This window comes from Nocardia aurea (genome assembly GCF_003123685.1).
Taxonomy (GTDB): domain Bacteria; phylum Actinomycetota; class Actinomycetes; order Mycobacteriales; family Mycobacteriaceae; genus Nocardia; species Nocardia aurea.
On sequence record NZ_QCYJ01000021.1, the window covers coordinates 505,240 to 525,819 of the forward strand.

Annotated in this window: 13 protein-coding genes; 12 read left to right on the top strand and 1 reads right to left on the bottom strand. The window is 67.4% G+C overall.

Going from position 1 to position 20,580, the window contains the following annotated elements; translation table 11 throughout:
- Positions 1-22: 22 nt before the first annotated feature.
- On the bottom strand, positions 23-1,240 hold the full coding sequence (locus tag DAT37_RS09830) for a PucR family transcriptional regulator (protein ID WP_109524370.1): 1,218 nt from the start codon (positions 1,238-1,240) through the stop codon (positions 23-25).
- Between the two features lie 834 nt (positions 1,241-2,074).
- Between DAT37_RS09830 and DAT37_RS09835 the strand changes: the two genes are divergently transcribed.
- The 12 genes from DAT37_RS09835 to DAT37_RS09885 are packed head-to-tail and all read left to right on the top strand — an operon-like array spanning position 2,075 to position 20,516.
- A complete protein-coding gene (locus DAT37_RS09835) occupies positions 2,075-2,326 on the top strand; it encodes an acyl carrier protein (RefSeq protein WP_157978374.1) in 252 nt (83 codons plus the stop codon).
- Between the two features lie 56 nt (positions 2,327-2,382).
- Complete coding sequence (locus DAT37_RS09840) at positions 2,383-8,409, top strand: aminotransferase class III-fold pyridoxal phosphate-dependent enzyme (protein ID WP_157978375.1); 6,027 nt, start codon at positions 2,383-2,385, stop codon at positions 8,407-8,409.
- On the top strand, positions 8,406-9,251 hold the full coding sequence (locus DAT37_RS43975; RefSeq protein ID WP_157978376.1) for a hypothetical protein: 846 nt from the start codon (positions 8,406-8,408) through the stop codon (positions 9,249-9,251). Before DAT37_RS09840 ends, DAT37_RS43975 begins: the two co-directional genes overlap by 4 nt.
- Entirely contained in the window at positions 9,248-9,499 is a 252-nt protein-coding gene (locus DAT37_RS43980) for an acyl carrier protein (protein WP_157978377.1), read from the top strand. The genes DAT37_RS43975 and DAT37_RS43980 overlap by 4 nt, the downstream gene beginning before the upstream one ends.
- On the top strand, positions 9,496-11,223 hold the full coding sequence (locus tag DAT37_RS09850) for a fatty acyl-AMP ligase (protein ID WP_157978378.1): 1,728 nt from the start codon (positions 9,496-9,498) through the stop codon (positions 11,221-11,223). The genes DAT37_RS43980 and DAT37_RS09850 overlap by 4 nt, the downstream gene beginning before the upstream one ends.
- Positions 11,220-12,614 carry a cytochrome P450 gene (locus DAT37_RS09855; protein ID WP_109524374.1) on the top strand — a complete coding sequence of 465 codons (1,395 nt, stop codon included), beginning with the start codon at positions 11,220-11,222 and terminating at the stop codon, positions 12,612-12,614. The genes DAT37_RS09850 and DAT37_RS09855 overlap by 4 nt, the downstream gene beginning before the upstream one ends.
- A 14-nt stretch (positions 12,615-12,628) precedes the next feature.
- Positions 12,629-15,364, top strand: coding sequence for a PEP/pyruvate-binding domain-containing protein (locus DAT37_RS09860; protein WP_198654164.1), 2,736 nt, complete (start codon positions 12,629-12,631; stop codon positions 15,362-15,364).
- Positions 15,361-16,668 (top strand): aminotransferase class I/II-fold pyridoxal phosphate-dependent enzyme, encoded by a 1,308-nt coding sequence (locus tag DAT37_RS09865; RefSeq protein ID WP_109524376.1) that lies wholly within the window; start codon positions 15,361-15,363, stop codon positions 16,666-16,668. Before DAT37_RS09860 ends, DAT37_RS09865 begins: the two co-directional genes overlap by 4 nt.
- Positions 16,665-18,059 (top strand): nucleotidyltransferase domain-containing protein, encoded by a 1,395-nt coding sequence (locus tag DAT37_RS09870; RefSeq protein ID WP_109524377.1) that lies wholly within the window; start codon positions 16,665-16,667, stop codon positions 18,057-18,059. The genes DAT37_RS09865 and DAT37_RS09870 overlap by 4 nt, the downstream gene beginning before the upstream one ends.
- Complete coding sequence (locus DAT37_RS09875) at positions 18,056-18,805, top strand: HAD family hydrolase (protein ID WP_109524378.1); 750 nt, start codon at positions 18,056-18,058, stop codon at positions 18,803-18,805. The genes DAT37_RS09870 and DAT37_RS09875 overlap by 4 nt, the downstream gene beginning before the upstream one ends.
- A complete protein-coding gene (locus tag DAT37_RS09880) occupies positions 18,790-19,743 on the top strand; it encodes a diacylglycerol/lipid kinase family protein (RefSeq protein ID WP_157978379.1) in 954 nt (317 codons plus the stop codon). Before DAT37_RS09875 ends, DAT37_RS09880 begins: the two co-directional genes overlap by 16 nt.
- Positions 19,740-20,516 (top strand): SDR family NAD(P)-dependent oxidoreductase, encoded by a 777-nt coding sequence (locus DAT37_RS09885; protein WP_157978380.1) that lies wholly within the window; start codon positions 19,740-19,742, stop codon positions 20,514-20,516. Before DAT37_RS09880 ends, DAT37_RS09885 begins: the two co-directional genes overlap by 4 nt.
- Positions 20,517-20,580 lie beyond the last annotated feature (64 nt).

A 20,580-nucleotide genomic window follows, 5' to 3' on the forward strand; every position in this document is an offset into this window, starting at 1 on the left:
AGAAGCCGGGTCGCCCGCACCGTTATGCGCGATAGGTGCGGGCGACCAGGGCCGATCGTAGGTACCAGAGTCCGGACGGCTGTGACGGGTCGAATCCGGTCAACTGGCCGATCCGTTTGAGCCGGTAGTCGACGGTGTTGGTGTGCACATGCAGGACCCGGGCGGTGCGCTGCCGGTTGAGGTTGTTGGCGATGTGGCGCTGCAAGGTCTCGAGGAGTTCGGGGTGCGCGTCCAGCGGATCGAGGAGGGAGCCGAGATATTCGCGGCCGGGGCCGGGGCGGGTCAGCTGGTATTCGAGCGCCAACTCGTCGAAGCGGTACATACCGGGCACGGCTTGGAGTCGCTGCACCATGTCGAGGAGTTCGTGCGCCTGGTCCGCGGCATCGGGGATCTGCGCGGGGGCCGCGTCGATCATCGTCGCGGTGATGCCGACCTGGGCCGCGTGCGACAACTGGGTGATCAGCGCGTCGAGTTCGGCGCTGTCGAAGGTGGCCGACGGTACGAGTACGGTGCCGCCGTCCACGCTGAGCAACGACAACGCGTTGTTACCGCACCGGGTCGCGAGTTCGGCCTGTACCCGCCGGAGTTTGCGGCGTGCGACCACCTGGCTGTCCACCGCCGGATTGTGTTCCTCGCGATGCGGCGGAATCGCCACCGCAACCACCGCGTAGGAATCCGCGATGGCGATGCCGCATTCGCGTGCCATGGTCGATGTGCTGTGTCCCCCGAGCAGCGCCGAGGTCAGCGTGTGCACCGCGGTGTGGTGTTCGCTGACGACCGAGCGCAGTTCGCGCACGTAGGCCACCGAGATGGCGGAGGTGATCTGGTCGAGCATCTCCAGCACGGCCTTGGCGCCGACGACGAGGTTGTCGTAGTCCTTGATCGAGGCGCCCGAGACGACGAGGTCGAGCCCCATCTTGAACCCCTCGTGGATCGAGTGGTGGATGGTGTCGATCGGTACACCTTCGCGTGCCCATCCCGCCGCGGCGTCCTGGAGCCGCTGGAGTTTGGTGGGGATGTCCTTGCCGTCGAGCATGCTGATCGCGAACTCCAGGCAGACCCGGGTGATCGCGGTGACGTCGCCGGTGATGGCGTCTCCGGGTAGCGTTCCGCAGGGCACCACGTTCTCCACGAAGTGGCCCACCATCTGGCGTGACAGCGTGCGTATGTCCTGCAGCGGTGACGACATCGGCTTACCCGACAGGGTAAGACTCGGTCGCGCCGAGCTATCGACGGCCATTGACGACTCCTTCCGCCCCCTGAAATTAGTGTGCAACGCATTCACACTAACTGTGGCGAGGGGGGAATGGATCGATTCGGGTGGTTCTGAGAGTCCGAGAGTGGAACTGTCTCGAGGAGTCTTCGTCCGCGTCGACGCGCCCCTGTCTACCGATCGGTAATGAGAGGCGTCACATTTGCCTGCCGGACACATGGTTTGCCGCCTGTTTCGAACCGCTCCGGAACCCTCTTCTCGATAGTAAAAACACCGTTAACAAATTGTAATTCCCCTGGTAGCTGTGGTACCTCCAATTTTCTGATTTAAATACCGAGGAGTTGGTTTTTGGTATCCACCCTACGGTGCGATGAACTGACCGTGAACAGCGCGGTTTCCGATAATCGGAACTCCTCGCGTCCTCGGGTGCTTGGTGTCCCGAAATAAAGATGCCCCCAATTCATTGGGGAGAGTGTCTGGGACGCGTTGCGTCCATGTGTCCGACGCAAAGTGATGGCGTGACGCATCACATTCGGTCGAAAAGATAGCCACACACTTGCTTCTCGTTGAGAGATGCTGTCCGCCAGCACATTTGGAATTGCAGACATTTGATCTGCGGTGTACAGATTGGGACATGGCGCAACTGTGATCGCTGACAGGTGCGTGAAGTGACGAGATATGACGCATGACAGTCTCGGTTGTTGATTCCGGAGGGCAAGTGATCGCAGTCTCGAGTGGCGTTGAATCATGCATCGACCAGGGATTATTCGTGTTTCTTCCCGCGTCGGGCACCGCCGTCGCAGGTGTAGTGCCCGCCGCGGAATCGGTGGGCTCCGAGGTAGCCGGAGGGGGAAAATAATCGTGTCCGATGAAATTACCGAGCGCGTCGGGGAACTCTTCCGCGCCGGACTTCAGGTGGCATACATAGATGTCGACACGCCATTGCTGGACTATGGCCTGGACTCCGTGCGATCCGCCGAAATCGTGATCGAACTCGAGCGCGCCTTCGGTGTCGAGCTGCTCGACGAAGAGGTCGCCACGCTCCATACCGCGCGTGACGTGATCGACTGTGTTTCGGCGAAGTACCGCAGTCCCACCGAGGTCGGGGCATAGGGTCCGTGGCATCGATAGCGCGACAGATCACGGCCCGAGTCCCCGGGGAACCGGACGTGACGCGGGAACTGTTCGACGATTTCGCCCGGCACAATCGTCCCGGGCTGGCGCGGTTGCTTCGCGCGTGTCACCTGGACGTGGTGTACGCGGGCGCGGAGGGCGATCACCTGATCGGGGTCGACGGCACCCGCGTCCTCGACCTGGTCGGAGGCTTCGGAGCTGCGCTTTTCGGCCATAATCACCCGGCGCTGGTGCGTGTGGCGACGGCCCGGTTGAACCAACAGCACCCCTTCGTGTCCCAGGGCAGCATTCGGCCGGGGGCCGCGCGTCTGGCCAGAAGACTCTCCGAACTGGTGGGGTCGACGACCGGTCGGGACTACGTGGTGACCCTCGGATCGACCGGTGCCGACGCGGTCGAGGCCGCGGTGCGACATGCCGCGGTGGCACACGCGCGACGTCTCGCCGACCTCAGGACCGAACTGCGGCGGGCGCTGCGCCGGGTACGTCGCGACGGCCTGGACACGGTGCGTCCGTTCACGGCGACTGGGACGGTGCCCGCGCTCGGCGATGTCGCGAACCTGTCGACCGCGGAAATCCTCGAGGATTCGCTGCGTGTCATCGATGCGGTCGAGGCCAGGGGACCGGTGTACCTTTCGCTGGCCAACGCGTTCCACGGGAAGTCCGCGGGCGCCTTCGCGTTGACCGAACAGGCCGACACACCTGCGGATCTCATCGTTCCCGGCCCGGAACGACACCGGCTCGCGGACTGGTCGCCCGACGCTGTCGGGCGCGCGTTCGCCGCGGAACTGCGCACCGTGTATCGAATCACGGTGGACGGCGCGGGCAGGCCCTCGATGTCTCAGACATCGGTCTCGCCGATCGCCGCGGTCTTCGCCGAGCCGATCCAGGGCGAGGGCGGCGTGCGCGAAGTTCCCGTCGAAACCTTGGCCGCGTTGCGCGCGCTGGCCGACCGGCATTCGGCGGCGCTGGTCTTCGACGAGATCCAGTGCGGTATGGGACGGACGGGAACTTTTCTCGCCTCGGCGCCCTCGGGGGTCACGGCGGATTACTACCTGCTGTCGAAATCGCTCGGCGGTGGCTTGATGAAGATCTCGGCCCTGCTGGTCGACCGGGCCGCGTCGGTCTCCGATTTCGGTCGCTATCACACGTCCACGTTCGCCGACGACGAACTGTCCTGCGCGGTCGCCGAAGCCGCGCTCGACCTGTTGCACGACAACCAGATCCGCATCTCCGATGCCGGTGCGCGGCTGCGTGCGCGGCTCGACGCGATCGCGAGCCGGTGGCCGCGTGTCATCGCGGGCGTGCGTGGACGCGGCCTGCTCCAGGGCATCGAAATCCTGCCGCCGACACCGGAATCGGCACTGCTGCGCGAGATCTGCGACCCCGACATGTTCGGCTACGTGGTGGCGGGCTATCTGCTGCACACCCATCGGATCCGCATGCTGCCGACGCTGTCCGCGCCGACCACCCTGCGTATCCAGCCTTCGGCCTTCCTGTCCGAAGCGGATATGGTCCGGGTCGAGAACGCGCTCGACGAACTCGCCGCCCTGCTGCACCGTGGCGATCTGGCCACTCTGCTCGCGCATCTCGCGGTGCCCGCCGAGACGAGTTGGCCGGTGCCGGAGGAGAAATCGCCGTCGCCACGGCGGCTGCCGGAGGTCGCCAGAGCGTGGGACGCGCCGAACCGGGTCGTCTTCCTGGCCAATCTGCCCGAAGCGGCGGACCTGCGCAGATTCGCGCCCGAACTCGCCGAATGGTCCGACGAGCAGTTCGCGGCGCTGTTCGAGCGATTGCGCGGCGTGGCCGAACCGTTCGAACTCACCAGGCAACTGGTCACCTCGCCGACCGGCGCTACCGTCGAGGTCTGCCTGATCGCGGTTCCGATCTCGGCCGAGCAGATCATCGAATGCCAACGGGCCGGGCACCGGGCCTGGCTGCGCGATCTGGTGCTGGAAGGCGTCGAACAGGCGATCACCCTCGGCGCGTCGGTCATCGGACTCGGCGGCTACACCTCGATCGTCACCAACGCCTCCCGCGATGTGGTCGAGGACGCCGTCACGGTGACGTCGGGAAACTCGCTCACCGCCGCGTGCGCCTTCGAGGTGGTGCGCAGTGAGCTGGAACGACTGGCGCCGGGGCAGCGCCGCGTCGGAATACTCGGCGCGCTCGGCAATATCGGCGCGGTGATGGCGGAATTGATCGCGCCGCTCGCCGATTCGGTGGTCCTGGTCGGCAGGCCGGGATCGGCCAGGCGGTTGCGCAAGGTCGCCGCCGACCTCGCGGGCGTGACCGGCCCCGGTGTGCTGGAGATCAGCGAGGACCTCACCGTGCTGCGCGAATGCCATATCGTGCTGACCGCGACGAATTCCGCTGTGCCACCGCTGACTCCGGATCTGCTCGCCACCGATCACTCGGTGCTGGTCTACGATCTGGCCGTCCCGGGTGACGTGCATCCGGACGTCGCCGATCTGCCCGGCGTCACGCTGGTCTCCGGCGGCCGCATGGCGCTTCCGCTCGGCCAGACCCCTCCCTTTCCCGAAACCGGTCTGCCCGCCGGTGTCGTCTACGCGTGCATGGCCGAAACCCTGCTTCTCGGTTTCGAGCCGGGGACGGTCAGTCCCTCCTACGGCGGACTGACCGTCGCGGGTGTCAGGGCGGCCCGCGAGTTGGCGGCACGCCACGAGGTACGCCCGGTTCTGCTTCCGACAGGAGCCCCCATCGTGTCCGACAGTCCGATACTCGCGCCGATGTTTCTCGGCGCGCCCGATTTCGTCCCCGAACGAGCCGGCGGCAAGGCCGCTACCCTGCACGAACTCGTCGCGGCGGGTTTCGAGGTGCCGCCGGGGTTCGTCCTGCCCGCCGATCTGGACCTCGACGAGGTCACCGACGACGACCTCACCCGCTGGGTGCAGGCGGTCGGCGGTTTCCCGGTCGCCGCGCGCTCGAGCGGGGTGCTGGAAGATCTCGACGACGCCAGTTTCGCCGGACAATACGAGTCGTACCTGGACATCGCCGACGTGACCGCGCTGCGCGGCCACATCACCGAGTGCCGGGATTCGGTGCACAACGACCGTGTCCGGACCTATCTGGCCAAACACGGCTACACCGAGGCGACGGCGTCGGTGGCCGTGCTCGTGCAGCGCATGGTCGATGCCCGTTACGCCGGTGTGGGTTTCAGCATCGACGCGCTCAGCGGCAACGAGGACCAGGCGATCGTGGAATCCTGTGCCGGACTGGGGGAGCGACTGGTCTCGGGCCACGTGACGCCGACGCGGTACACGCTGCGGCTGGTCGACGGCAGTGTCGTCGATCGGGACGCGGGCGGTGAGGATATCGACCTCGAGCCGACGGCGACGACCGGATTGGCCGCCCTGATGCTGGCGGTGCAGGCCTTCCGGCACCGGCCCCAGGACATCGAATGGGCCATCGACGGCGCGGGCAAGTTGTGGTTGCTCCAGTCCCGTGCCATCACCGCCATCGGTTGGCGCACCGATATCGATCAGTTCTCCGACGCCGATCTGCGCGACGGCGGCGTCTCGGCCCGCGTCTGCACCCCGCTGATGTTCTCCCTGTACGACAACGCCTTCCAGTATTCGATGCAGGCGTTCTTCCAGCGGCTCAAACTGGCCGATCCCGGAGTCGAACCGGACTGGATGGCCATGTACTACGGCCGCGCCTACTGGAATGTCAGTGCGGTCAAGCAGTGCTTCTTCAAGATTCCCGGTTTCGACGAACAGCATTTCGACGACGACCTCGGCGTGCTGAACGAATACGGCGCCGACGGTCCGCACCGCACGCCGACCAACGCCAAGACCATCGCCAGGGCGCTGCCCGCGGCGGTCGCGGTGCAGCAGAGCTACCGCGATCAGCTCGCGGCGGTCGACGCGTTCGCGGCGGAATGGCCCGCGAAATACGCGGGATGGCGGACCCGGGTGCGCGATCTGGCACAGACCGACGAGGCGACTTTCGCCACCGACCTCGCCGACTGCCTGCTGACCTTCCACGCCGTCACCGAACGCACCTACTTCACCACCATCTACAACAACTCCAGTGTGCAAACCGATTTCAAGCAGGCGCTGGACAAGGTCGACGCCGCGACCGGCGGTACGACATCGGCCATCGACCTGATGGGCGGACTGGCCGATATCAGCCACATGCAGTTGCAGCGGGCGATCGTCGTCCTGCACGGTGTGGCCCGTGACCACGGCCTCGACAGCGCCGAATGGGATGCTGCGCTGGCGGAATTCCTCGCCGAACAGGGCTTCCACGCCGACGCCGAACTGGATCTGACCTGCCCGCGCTGGTCGGAATCGCCCGAGCGAGTGCGCTCGATGATCTCGATCATGCTCGATCACGGCACCCCGCCCGCGGATCCCGATGTGTCGCTGGTGGATCAGCGCAAACGCTACGAGGACGAATTCGCGGCGGTCCGGGCCAGGGTGCGGGCCAAGCCGCTGGTGCGGATGAAATTCGCCAAGGGCCTGGACAAGAACGTCGACCGGATGCGGCGGTATCTGGTCGCGCGGGAACGGATGCGCGAATTCTCCTCGCAGTGCTACGCGATCGTGCGCGCCTATGTCGTCGAGGCCGGTGTCCGCCTCGCCGCGGCGGGCACGCTCGACAGCGCCGACGACGTATTCCAGCTGACCATCCACGAACTGAGCGATCTGGTCTCGGGTCGGGTCGAAGTGGCCGAACTGGCCGACGCCATCGCCTATCGCGGCGCGATGTACGCCGGCTACCGCGATCTCGTCCCGCCGCACGAACTCGGCGGTGGCGTGACGGTCGGTGCGGTCCGTGACATCGGCGACGGCGATCTGACCGGACTCGGGTGCAGCCCGGGCGTCGCCGAGGGCACCGCGCGGGTGATCACCTCGCTGGCCGATATCGAACAATTGCGCGAGGGCGATATCCTCGTCACCCGCTTCACCGATCCCGGATGGACACCCGCCCTGGGCCTGGTGGCCGCCGTGGTGACCGAGGTCGGCGGCATGCTGTCCCACGCCGCGGTGATCGGCCGCGAGTACGGCATCCCCGCCGTGCTGAACGTCGCGGGCGCGACGACGGCGATCCGCTCCGGACAACGCGTCCGCGTCGACGGCCGCGCCGGTGTGATCTCGGTACTGGAAACCACGGATCCTCCGGAATCCCCGGAAGACGTTGTCCCACAGCAGAGCAGGATCGAATCGCGATCCGCACCGACCCGGGCTCCGGACGGGCCACCGGAGGAGACGACAGGCACCGGTCTCACCGCGCCGACCTCCGACACTGTGGAAGAACTTGCGGCGGAACGTGTTCCCGCCATGGCGGGTAGCGCCGCCGCCGCGTCGACCGTTACCGCGCGGACCACGACGCGACCGGTGACGGCACTACCCGAACCCGCCCCCGCGTCCTCGGGAGACGCCGTCCGACCGGCACCGAGAAGGGATGAGAAACTGACCGCACGCAAGCGCCTGATCTGCATCGCGGGGGCCGACGGCTCCGGCAAGACCACGCAGGTCGCCAGGATCGCCGCGGAATTCGAGGCACAGGGCCAGAGTGTCGCCGCGGTGACCATCTGGGACGCTTTCCTCGATCCGAAGGTCTCCTCGAAACTGCCGTGGCGCAACCCCTCGGAGATCTACGGCTACCTCAAGATCCTGTCGCCGCTGAGCCGGGCGCACTTCCTTTTCCACGCGATGCAGCTGTCCTTCGACCTCGCCTCGGCGCGCGGCGTCGACATCATGCTCGCCAACGCCTACTGGTACAAGTACTACGCCACCGAGGTCGCCCACGGCGGCGATCCGACGGTGCTGCGTCAGCTCACCGCGGGATTCCCGGAACCGGATCGCACCTTCTATCTGACCCTCAGTCCGCAGGACGCGTTGGGCCGCAAGCAATTGCGCAGCGACTACGAGAGCGGCTACGGCGACGAGAAGGCGTTCCTGGACTTCCAGCAGCAGAGCCACGAGGCGCTGGAGGCGCTGTCCTCGGAACTGGGCTGGGTGCGGCTGGACGGCACCGACGCGCCCGCCGCCATCACCAAGGACATCCTCGCGCAGTTGCGGGAGGACGACCGATGACCCGCCGCGTCGCCATCGTCGGTATCGACGGCGCGGGCAAGTCCTCGGTCATGGCCCGGTTGCGTGAACTCGCACCGACCGGGGATCCCGATGCCTTCGCCGCCATGACCTGCCCGGATTTCCACAACACCCGTGATGTCCCGCTCACCGAGTTGTCCACGCAGCTCAAGGCCTTCAGCGTCGGATGCGACGAGATCTCCAGCCTGGAGATGAAGGCGACGGCCATGTATTTGCAGATGACGCTGTTCGGTCCGGTGGAGCGGCATTTCCTCGATACCTGGTCTCCGGATGTGCTGGTGTTCGAACGTCATCCGCTGATCGAACTCCAGGTCTACGGACCGCTGTACGTGGCGCTGGCCGGGCCGGATTGGAACGGTCACGACCGCGAACACGAGATCGCGGCGGTGCTGGAGCGGCATCGACCAGGAACATTCGACGACATTCTGGCCTGGCAGCACAGCCAGGCGGCGCGATTGGGCAGCGCGCGCGACATCTGGTCGCTGCTGTCGGAGATCGCCGATCTGGTCGGACGCGATATCACGGCGTCGGTCGCCGGATTCGCGGCCCGGTTCCGCACGACCCTGCCCGATGCCGTGCTCTGGCTCGATGTTCCGCCCGAGCAGGCCGCGGTCCGATGCGCGCGGCGATCCGGCGAGGGCATGGAGGAGGCGCACGAGACGGCGGAGCGTCTGGCGATGCTGCGCGAGGGATACCTGCGGGTTCGCGACACCCTGGCCTCGGCATTCCCCGAGATCGGATTCCATCGCATCGACACCGCAGACGGCGTCGATCTGGACGAGTCGGTTCGCGCCTGCGTGAGGGAAGGAAAACTCTTCGGATGAGTGCACAAACCCGTTCCACCGCCGAGATCGAGTCACGGGTCCGTGCCATCGTCGGCGAGGTGCTGTGGGTCGCCGCGGACGACATCCGCGCCGCCGCGCCGCTCATCGATTACGGCCTCGACTCACCGACCGCTATCGAGTTGACCATCCAGCTGGAGCAGGCGTTCGGCATCGAGATCCCCGAGGACGCCGCGTCGCGATTGAACACCGTCGACGACATCGTCGCCTACGTCCGGGACGACTCGTGAGCGCCCTGCGGCCCCGGCATCCGAGCATCGTGCACGCGCTGTTCGCGAACGCCGAACGGGGAGCACAGGCGCCGTCGACGATCTTCGCCCCCGAACGCGTCGGTGACAGCGCGGCCGACGATATCCGTTGGCGCCACGACGCGCTCGCGGCGGCGGCCTGCCGGTCGGCCGCGGCACTGGCGAGCGCCGGGGTGCGGCCGGGTGACCGGGTGATGCTGTGTCTGCCCACCTCACCGGAATTCGTGACCGCGTTCTTCGGTGCGCTGGTACTCGGCGCGGTGCCGACCGCGGTCGCCACGCCGGGCGGATTCGGTTCGTCGGACCTGTTCTACGACAAATTCCGCAGATTGGCGGCCTACCTGGAACCGAAGGCGGTGATCGCCTCGGCGGGTGTGCTCGAAGCGGCCGAACTCGGCGCCGACGTCACGGCGCTCGACAGCGCGTCGCTGCACGGATCGGCCGTCTCGCCGACGTCGCCCGCCGTCGCGCCCCGGTTTCCCGAACCCGGCGATATCGCCTTCATCCAGTCGACCTCCGGTTCCACCGGAACCCCGAAGGGCGTGCAGATCACCCACGCCAATCTGGCCGCCAACTGCGAGCAGATCGCGCTGGCCGCGTCGATGGATATCGGCGACACCTGGGTCGGCTGGCTGCCCCTGCACCACGACATGGGGCTGATCGGAGGATTCCTCACCCCCGTCTTCACCGCCAACGACGCGGTGGTGATGCCGCCGAGCCGATTCCTGCGCAAACCGGGCGACTGGCTGCGCGCGGTCGGCCGGTATCGCGGGACATTCACCGCCGCACCGAATTTCGCCTACGGATACGCCGCGGCCAGGGTCACCGACGAGGAGATGGCCGGGGTCGACCTGTCGAGCTGGCGCTTCCTGTTCTGCGGCGCCGAGCCGATCCACGCCCCCACGGTGCAGCGTTTCGTCGATCGTTTCACGGCGTGGGGACTGCCGGAGGACGCGCTCGTGCCCTGCTACGGCATGGCGGAAGCGTCACTGGCCGTGACGGTTTCCCGTCCGCACGCACCGGTCGCCTTCGACTCGATCTCGCGGCGCGCGCTCACCGCGGACGGGCTGGTCGCCGATGTCGACGTCGATGATCCGGACGCGATGCAGATCGTCGATTGCGGCGAGCCGGTGCTCGGCACCGAGGTGCGGATCGTCGACGGCGACAACCTGCCGGTCACCGAGGATGTGGTCGGACGCATCCAGTTCCGCGGTCCGTCGACCACGGTGGGCTACTTCCGGCTGCCGGAGGCGACCGCGTCGTCGCACGCCGAGGACTGGTGGGACACCGGCGATATCGGATATCTGCGCGCGGGCCGGTTGCGGGTCACCGGTAGGCAGAAGGATCTGATCATCATCAGAGGCGCGAACTACCTGCCCACCGATTTCGAGATCGCCGCCGAGGCGGTGCCCGGTGTGCGGCCCGGCGGAGCCGCAGCGGTCGGCTACGCCGATGCCGACGGATTGTCGGAGGACCTGTACCTGATCGTGGAATCGGCCGTCGACCCGGCCGAATACGACGAGTTGCGGCGCGCGGTCCGGGTCGCGGTCAGCAAGCGCACCGGGATACTCGCCGCCGACGTGCTGGTGGTGCCGCCGCGAAGTATTCCCAAGACGACCAGCGGCAAGGTACAGCGGGCCCGGGCCCGCGCGCTGTTCGTCGAACGCGCCGTGCCGGAACCGGTCGGAGCCGGGGGAGCCGGATGAGCGGGGCGCGCCCGAGAACGCTGACGGGGCCCTCGTCGCGGCATCCGCTGGGTTTCTACCCCGCCTACCGGTCCGATCCGTTGACGCTGTTCTACGAACAGGCCGTCGCCCACCGGGGCAGTGTGCGGTTGCGGCTGGCCAACCAGCACGTGCACCTGCTCGTCGATCCCGATCACATCGACCAGGTGCTCGTGACCGGCGCGGCCAAGTACCGCAAGGGCATCAGCTACCAGAGCCTGAATCACCTGCTCGGGCCCGGTCTGCTGACCAGCGGTGGCGAACTGTGGAAACGTCAGCGCGCGCTGATCAAACCGGCGTTCGGGCGCAGGCATGTCGACGCCGAGATCCCGCTCATGGTCGCGTGCGGGCAGCGCATGCTCGAACGCCTCGACGCCCGCGCCGCGGAGGGCGCACCGTTCGATCTGGTGCCCGAGGTGATGGGATTCGCGGCCGACGTGGTGTGCCGCGCGGTGATGGGCGCCGAAATCGACGGCATCCTGCCCCAGATCGAGGACGACGTCCGCGACGGGGTGGACTGGGTGATGCGCCACATGGCCGCGCCGATCCAGCTGCCGCCCGGCCTGCCCACCCCGGCGAACCGCCGATTCCGCGGCGTGCTCGCGCGTCTGCACCGGGTGGTCGACGACGTCATCGCGGGCAATCGCGATACCGAGGGGGAACAGGCTCATTCCCTGCTCGCCAGGTTGCTGGCCGCCCGCGACGACGCCGGTCACGCCATGGACGACGAACAACTGCGCCACGAGGTCCTCACCTTCCTGCTGGCCGGGCACGAGACCACCGGCGGCGCGCTGGCCTGGACGGTCTACGAGCTGTGCCGCAACCCCGCGGTGCTGGCGCGGGTGCGCGACGAGATCGACACGACGCTGAGCGTCACCGCGATCGAGAACGCCCTGCCCGCACTCGAATCGACCGGGCGCTGCGTCGACGAGGCCATGCGTCTGCACCCGCCCGCGTGGGCGTTCAGCCGCACCGCGATCGAACCCGACAGTTTCGACACCTTCGATCTGGAACCGGGGGCGATCGTGGTGATCAGCCCCTTCGTGAACCACCGATTCCCCGATTTCTGGGAATCGCCGCTCACCTTCGATCCCGAGCGTTTCACCAGGGAACGTGCCCGCGCGCGTCCGCCGTTCCGCTATTTCCCCTTCGGCTGGGGCGCGCACCTGTGCGTCGGCCAGCACATGGCCCTGGTGGAGGTGCGGGTCGGCCTCGCGATGTTGTTGTCGCGCTACGACATCGAACTGGTGAACGGCCTGCGGGTGCGTGAGAACCCCGAGATCTCCAATACCCCCGATCCGGTGCTGGTTCGGCTCACCCGCCGACAGCACGCGGCCCCCGCCGAGGACTCCTTGGCCGAGGCCGCGCGATGAAGAGGCAGAACTCTATGAATCCGACAGATACCGGCACCGTGGTGCCCGCCTCGGTACTGGCCGAATCCGGGACACCGGACGACACCGCGCTGTTCGGCGCCAAGGCCGCGAACCTGGGCAGGCTGCTCGCCGCCGGGTACCGCGTCCCGCCGTTCGTGGTGGTGCCGACGCGGGCGTGCGCGGAGATCCTGGCCCCGGTGGCCGACGCCGTCGCCGAAATCCTGACGACCCTCGACCACACCGATTCCGCGTCACTGCGTTCGGTGTCCGCCGATATCCGAGCGTTGATCCTCGATCTGTCACTGCCGGAGTCGGTGTCGGCCGGACTCGAATCCGCGCTCGCCGAATTGGCCGACGGGCCGGTACGGCTCGCGGTGCGATCATCGGTCAGCGGTGAGGATTCGGCCACCGACTCCTTCGCCGGGCAGCTCGACACCTTCCTCAACGTCGCCCCCGAAGCGGTACCTCGTGCCGTGCTCGGCGTCCTCGCCTCGGCGTACTCGGAGCGGTCGCTGTTCTACCGGGCCCACCGCGGGCTCGACAACGGCGGCGTCGACTGCGCCGTGCTGGTGCAGGTACTGGTCGACAGCGCCGTCGCGGGGGTGGCGTTCAGCTGTAATCCGCAGACCGGCGACCCCGCCGAATCCGTGGTCTCGGCGGCACTCGGTCTCGGCGAGGGGGTGGTCGCGGGCACGGTCGAATGCGATACCTATTTCCTCGACAACGCCTCGGGCGCCATCGTGTCCAGGAGTGTGGCGGACAAGCGCCACCGCGTCGTGGCCGACGGTGCGAAGGGCACCGTGGTGGCCGCGATCGAGGGCGGTGACACCGCGCCCGCGTTGACCGACGCGCAGGTGACCGAATTGGCGCGCACCGCCGCGCGGCTCGCCGAAACATTCGGCGCCCCACAGGATATCGAATGGGCCTACGACGTCGACGGCACGCTGTTCCTGTTGCAGGCGCGTCCGGTCACCGCGACCGGCGCGCGCGAGACCATCTTCGACAACGTCAATGTCGCCGAATCGTATCCGGGACTGTCGAGCCCGCTGACCTTCTCGATTCTGCGCGCGGCCTACGAGCAGGTGTTCCGCGCCTGCCACCGGGATTTCGGCGCGACCGCCGAGATCGTCGACCGCAACGCCGCCGATCTCTACCCGTATCTGGTCGGCACCGCACACGGGCGGATCTACTACAACATCAGCAACTGGTATCGGCTCTTCCTCCAGATCCCCGGCATGGAATTCGCGATCGAAGGGTGGGAGGCCGCGCTCAATATCGAGAACCGCTACCGGCGTCCCGCCGCTCCCGAACGCGGATTCGCGCGGTTGCGTATGTACGCGCTGCGGGTGCGAGTCATCGCGATCATCGCCTTCGGCTGGCTGCGGCTGCCACGTCGACTCCGGGCATTCTTCACCGAACTGGCCGCGTTCACCGCCGATCTCGACCATCGTCTGGCGCCGGAGACGCCCGCGCGCGAACGTGATCCGGAAGCGCTGCTGCAATGGACCGAGCGCTGCCTGAACGAACTGGTACCCGCCTACTCGGTGCAGATCTTCAACGATTTCCTCGCCCAGCAACTCTTCCACGTCGTCGGACAACTGCTCGAGCGCAAGGGCCTCGACGAATCCGAGGCCATCACGTTGCGCAACGAATTGTTCTGCGGCGAGGAAGGCGTCGACAGCGTCGACCCGGTCCGTTCGGCACTGGAGCTGACAGCGACCATCAGGGCCGACGCGGAACTGCGTGCACTGTTCGAGGGACCGCTGGACGCACACGCCGTCTGGAAGACGCTGGCACAGCGCGAATTCGGTACCTTCCGGGCCGCGTACCTGCGTCACATCGCCCTGTTCGGCGACCGCACCGTCGACGAACTGAAACTCGAGACCGATCCGCTGGGCGAACACCCGCAACGGCTCGTGCCGATGCTGCGCAACTACCTGCGCGGCGGTCAGAACATCGATGACATGGCCGCGCGCGAGAAGGCGATCCGGCGTGAGGCCGAGGCCACGGCGACGGCTCTGTTCCGCGGCGGCAGCGCCGTCGAACGGCTCGCGTTCCGGTTCGCGCTGGGCCGGGCCCGCGAACATGTCAAGCAGCGCGAGAACATGAGACTCGGACGCAGCCGTTCCTTCGGCCTGATCAAACGGGTGTTCCGGGAATTCGGCACGCAATTCCACGAGGCCGGGCTGCTGGAGCGGCCACGCGACATCTTCTGGCTGACCTACGAGGAGATCGCCGCGCTGACCAGGGGTACCGCCGTCGACACCGATGTCGCCAGGACGGTGCGGACCCGCCACGGCGACCACGAACGCTGGCGGGCCGTGGCGATGCCGTCGCGCATCGTCACCACCGGGATCGCCGCGACCGAGATCAACGATCCGGCCCTGGAAGCGCCGCCGACCGACGCCGACACCTCGCAGAAGGTTCTGCGCGGCATCGGTTGCGCGCCGGGACGGGTCGAGGCCTCCGCGCTTGTCCTGGGCACACCCGATCCCGACGTGGAGATCGACGGACAGATCCTGGTCGCCTCCACCACCGACCCCGGCTGGGTGTTCCTCATGGTCGCGGCCGGTGGCCTGATCAGTGAACGGGGCAGCGTGCTGTCCCATACCGCGATCATCGGGCGCGAACTCGGAATTCCTACCGTGGTGGGAGTTCCCGGCGTCACCCGATTGGTCGCCAGCGGCGACCGGCTGGCACTCGACGGCCGCGCAGGCACCGCGACGATCCTGGACGAGGACCCATCATGACCGCATCACCGGTATCCCCGCCCGTGGCGGGCCACGGCGAGAACTTCAGTCTGGAGCACTATCTCGACAGTGGGGCACACACCTTCGAGCAGCGTTTCGACGATTTCCGGCCCTATGTCACCAATGCCAGGGGCACCGGATTCGTGCTGCGCGAGATCACCGGCCCCGCCGGACCCGTGGTGCGGGTCCGCGATCCCGACGGCGGCGAGATCCGCGAGCTGATCATGCTCGGCTCCAACAACTATCTCGGCCTGGGCAACGAGCCGGAGATCATCGAGGCGGCCGTCGCGGCGACCCGCGAATTCGGTATCGGCTGCGGCGGGCCGCCGCTGCTCAACGGCACCACCTCGCTGCATCGGCGACTCGAGGACCGCCTCGCCGAGACCAAGGGATGTGAGGCGGCCCTGGTCTTCTCCTCCGGCTATGCCGCCAATGTCGGGTGGGTGACCGGGCTGCTGCGCAACGGCGACATCCTGCTCTACGACGAGCAGAGCCACGCGAGCCTCTACGACGGCATCCAACTGGGCAGGGTTCGCTCGATGGCCTTCGAGCACAACGATATGGGCCATCTGCGCCACCGCCTGATGCAGGTGCGCTGGCGCAATCCCGGTGCGAATATCGTCGTCGCGGTCGAAGGCGTGTACTCGATGGACGGCGATATCGCGGCACTGCCGCAGATCCGCGCGCTGTGCGATTCGTTCGGCGCCTGGCTGGCGATCGACGACGCGCACGGCACCGGGGTGCTCGGCGCGCGGGGGCACGGCACCGCCGAACATTTCGATATGCCCGACGGCGCGGTCGAGTTGTATATGGGCACCTTCTCGAAGGTATTCGCGACCACCGGCGGATTCGTGGCCGGATCGCGCGATCTGGTCGACACCCTGCGCTTCTTCGCCAGGTCCTACATGTTCTCCGCGTCGCTGTCACCGGCGGTGGTCGCCTCGGTACTGGCGTCGATCGATTTCATCGATGAGCATCCCGAGCGCATTCGCCGATTGCACGACAACACCGACTATTTCGTGCGCGAACTGCGCCGCATGGGTTTCGCTGTCGACCCGCAGACGGCCATCATCCCGATTCTGGTGCCGCAGCGGCTCGCGGTCGCCGAGGTGGTGGCGGCCCTGCATCGGGCGGGCGTGTTCGTCAACGGCGTCGAATTCCCCGCGGTGCCCCGCGAACAACAGCGACTGCGAATCTCCATGATGGCCACGCTCACCCGTGACCAGCTCGATTTCGCGCTCGAACAGATAGCCGCCGTCGCGCGGAACTTCGGATTCCATCCAGAACAGGAGGGCGACGCATGACCGAGATCGCGACGGGTGGTTCGGCGCCCGAACGGCTGCTGGTCCTCGCGGCCCTCGCCGCACCGAGTGCCGACGAACGGGTCGAACTCGCGAAACTGGCGCACGAGGTGACGGACTGGCCGGAATTCCTGGCCCTGGCCCGCCTCAACGCGACGGTGCCGCTGGTGCAACGCCGACTGGAGGCCGAGGAACTGTTCGGACTCGTGCCGGAACCGGTCGCCACCGAATTCCGTACCGTGACAGATCATATCGGCGCGGTGAACGACCGCAGACTGGCGGGCGCACTGGAACTGCTGCGGCGCTTCGACGAACGCGGGGTGCGCTGCGTCGTTCTCAAGGGGATGCTGTTCTCCGCCGAGATCTATCACGATCCGCGCTACAAACGCATGAACGACCTCGACATCCTGATCGAACTGGATCAGGTCGAGACCGCGATCGAGATCTACCGGGAACTGGGGCTTTTCGCTACCTCGGAGTTGCTGGGCAAGGCCCCCAAGGTGCGCGCGGAACGGTCGCATCATCTGCCGTCGTTCGTCTCGCGCGACGGCGCGCTCGTCGTCGGCACGCACTGGGGCCTGATCACCCCGCTGACCCCGTACACCATCGACTACGCCGCCATCTGGGAGCGGGTGCGGCGCATAGATTTCTACGGCGTGCCCGCCTGGGCGATGGCCGACGAGGACAATCTGCATCACCTGGGCATCCACCTGCCCTACTACAAGACCGGGGTGCGCGAACTCGGCGACATCTGGAACCTCGCGCGTCACGCGACCGACCTGGACTACGGCCTGCTCGAACGTGAGATCAGCCGGGCGGGGACCGAAAGCCTGATGTACCACGCGTTGTCGCTGTCGCACCGGCTGGTGCCGTCACCGGATTTCGCCCGTCTGCTCACCGGGCTGCGGCCGCGAATCACCCGATTCACCCGCTACGACACCGCGCGCAAGATCGCCGACATCTCCGCCCTGCTTCGCAGTCGCTCGACCCACACCTCCCGAATCGAGAAGGCGTACACCGAATTCAACATGACCGCGGTCGCGCACGAGAAGCGCGAGAGTTTCGCCCGGCTCTGGAAGGATCTGCTGGCTGTGCCCGGCGACGAAGCGGCGCGGATGAGTTCGCTGCGCGCGCCGGGTCCGCTCTCGGCGGTCGGCGCGCGGGTTTCGGCACCGTATCGACTGACCAGGGTGTTCCAGCGGGACCTCGGCCGCTGGCTGTTTCCCGCTGCCCTGGCGAAGACGGTCGTCGATCTGGGCGCCGCCTACGGAGCCGAGGCGACGCGCAGGGTGCGCGGACGCGGACGGGCGGTGCGCCCCGGGATCGAGGACTACGCGGCCGAACTCGGCCTGACCCGCGCCGACCTGCAAGCCGTTCTGGACAGTCAGGAATGACGGGCGCGGTAGGGCAGCACCCGCGCACGGTTCTGTGGGATCTGGACGGCACCCTCGTCGGCCTGCGCAAACGCACCTTCAAGACGGTGATGCCGCTGACGGCGGCGCTGTCGTTCCGCGATCTGACACCGCCGCACCGGTTCCTGCGGATCCTGCCCGGGATCATGAGACAGGTGCGCGGCAACGACACCGAGCACACCAATACCGACCTCATGGTCGAATTGCTGGCGCGTGGACTCGGCGTCCCGGCCGAGATCGCCCGGCTGCGGCTCGGCCGCTTGACCGAGGTGGATTTCGCCCGGCTGCGGGCGTGTTTCCCGGCGCTTCCCGCCGCCGTGGCGACGGTGGCGGACCTGCGCGCTGCGGGCGTCGCACAGGTGGTCGCGACCAATCCGCTCTGGCCGTTGGCCTCGGCGACCACCCGATTGGGCTGGGGCGGACACGATCCGGCCGATTTCGACTTCATCACCAGCGGCGAGACCATGCGGCGGTCGAAGCCGCGGGTCGAGTTCTACCACGAACTGCTCGAACGTTTGGCCGTCGAGCCGCGACAGTGCGTGATGATCGGCAACGACGCCGCCAACGATGCCCCCGCGGCCCGCGCGGGTATCCCGGTCTTCCTGATCGGCGCGGCGAAAAGCGCCGTGCCCGAGGAATGTTCGCGGACCGGACTGGTATCCACGGGCAATTGGCCCCGGCTGCGCGAATGGCTGGGTATCGAGGAGAGGTCATGCTCGTCGTCCTGAATCCCCAATCCAACGCCGGTACCGCGCCGCGGCGCTGGGAACCGGTGGAACAGCTACTGCGACAGCGGTATCCGGCGCTGACCGTGGAACTGCCCGCCGACGCCGAACAGGCGACGAAACTGGTCAGAGCGCATATCGACAACCACGCGGACCGCACGCCGGGACCCATCGTCGCGGCGGGCGGCGACGGCATGGTGAACCTGGTGCTCAATGCCGTCATGGATCCGGAAACCGATCGTCCGCGTCGCGGGGCCGAGGAGATAGCGCTCGGCGCGGTCGGACTCGGCAGCTCCAACGACTTCCACAAACCGCTCCGCTCGGAGTCGATGATCGCCGACGTCGCGGTCCGCGTCGACGCGGACCGCGCGGAACGGGTCGATGTCGGCAAGGTGAGCATGCTGCTGCCCGACGGCACGCGCGCGGTGCGGTACTTCCTGCTCAACGCCAGCATGGGCCTGGTCGCCGCGGGTAACGACTCGTTCAACCACGCGAGCGGTGTCGTCGGTTGGCTGAAGTCCAGGAATGTGGAGGCCGCCATCGTCGCGACCGCGCTGGCCAATATCGCCACGCACACGCCGCTTCGGGTCGAGATACGCGGCACCGATTGGGAACACCGGACGCCGATCACGAATATCGCGGTGATCAAGAGCGTGCATTTCGCGGGCGGCATGTACTACGACACCCCGGTGACCCGTGCCGACGGCCACTTCGATGTGAATATCTGGGACGCCGTGGGACGAGCGCGCGTCCTCGCCCTCATCGCGGGGCTCTACCGTGGCAAATTCAGCACGTCGACGGCGGCGATCTGCCATCGCGACACCGCCGTCGAACTGCGTCCAGACCGTCCCGCCCCGTTGGAATTGGACGGTGAGATCACCGTGGTCGAATCCGCGCGCCTGGAAGTGCTGCCGCGGGTACTGAAGGTGTGCGCGGCATGAGCGTCGTGCTGGTCACCGGCGCCGCCAACGGAATGGGCGCGGCGACCGCGAAATATCTGGCGGGCCTGGGCTATACGGTCGAGGCGTGCGATCGCCTCGACGGCGACGGTCACGCCACCGTGGATGTCAGGGATACCGAGGCCGTCGATGCCTGGGTCGGGTCGGTACTCGACCGGCACGGCCGTATCGACGCGGTGGTCACCTTCGCGGCGTACGGGGTCGTCGGCTCGGTCGAGGAGACCGGGCCGGACGAGGCCGCCGACCTGTTCGACACGAACGTCCTCGGCACCCACCGCGTCGTGCGGGCCGCCATGCCGACCATGCGCGCCCAGGGCGCGGGCCGGGTGGTCGTGGTGAGTTCGGGCGCGGGAGCGATCGCCGAGCCCTACGGCGGCTGGTACTCGGCGACCAAAGCGGCGGTGGAGCGTCTCGGCGAGGCGCTGCGGATGGAGGTCTCACAGTTCGGCGTGCGGGTCTCGGTTCTGGCCCCGGGGTGGACGGTCACCCCGATCATCGATTCGTCGCTGCGGGTCACCCGGCCGATCGCCGACTACGACGCGGATCGCGGCGCGGTGCTGACGAGGGTGAGCGGATATCTCGCGCAGGGACAGCAGGCCGAGGAAGTTGCCAGAAAAGTGCAGGAGATCCTGTCCGCCGCGAGACCGCGCCAGACCTATCTGTGCGGCAACGACGTTCGGCTCTCCTTCTGGACCAGGCGACTGGTGTCCGGACGGATGTACGAACGCCTGGTCCGGGGCTATTACGGGATTTGACGCCGGAAATGCCCCGTTATGCCGGTAATATCAGCCCGCCGGAACGGCCCCACGAAACCGGGGG

What these genes read in the sequence shown, in the direction of transcription:
- DAT37_RS09875 (WP_109524378.1), top strand. Translation starts at nt 18,056, where the DNA reads ATGACGGGCGCGGTAGGGCAGCACCCGCGCACGGTTCTGTGGGATCTG.
- DAT37_RS09830 (WP_109524370.1), bottom strand. Translation starts at nt 1,240, where the DNA reads ATGGCCGTCGATAGCTCGGCGCGACCGAGTCTTACCCTGTCGGGTAAG.
- DAT37_RS09870 (WP_109524377.1), top strand. Translation starts at nt 16,665, where the DNA reads ATGACCGAGATCGCGACGGGTGGTTCGGCGCCCGAACGGCTGCTGGTC.
- DAT37_RS43975 (WP_157978376.1), top strand. Translation starts at nt 8,406, where the DNA reads ATGACCCGCCGCGTCGCCATCGTCGGTATCGACGGCGCGGGCAAGTCC.
- DAT37_RS09860 (WP_198654164.1), top strand. Translation starts at nt 12,629, where the DNA reads ATGAATCCGACAGATACCGGCACCGTGGTGCCCGCCTCGGTACTGGCC.
- DAT37_RS09885 (WP_157978380.1), top strand. Translation starts at nt 19,740, where the DNA reads ATGAGCGTCGTGCTGGTCACCGGCGCCGCCAACGGAATGGGCGCGGCG.
- DAT37_RS43980 (WP_157978377.1), top strand. Translation starts at nt 9,248, where the DNA reads ATGAGTGCACAAACCCGTTCCACCGCCGAGATCGAGTCACGGGTCCGT.
- DAT37_RS09865 (WP_109524376.1), top strand. Translation starts at nt 15,361, where the DNA reads ATGACCGCATCACCGGTATCCCCGCCCGTGGCGGGCCACGGCGAGAAC.
- DAT37_RS09855 (WP_109524374.1), top strand. Translation starts at nt 11,220, where the DNA reads ATGAGCGGGGCGCGCCCGAGAACGCTGACGGGGCCCTCGTCGCGGCAT.
- DAT37_RS09880 (WP_157978379.1), top strand. Translation starts at nt 18,790, where the DNA reads ATGCTCGTCGTCCTGAATCCCCAATCCAACGCCGGTACCGCGCCGCGG.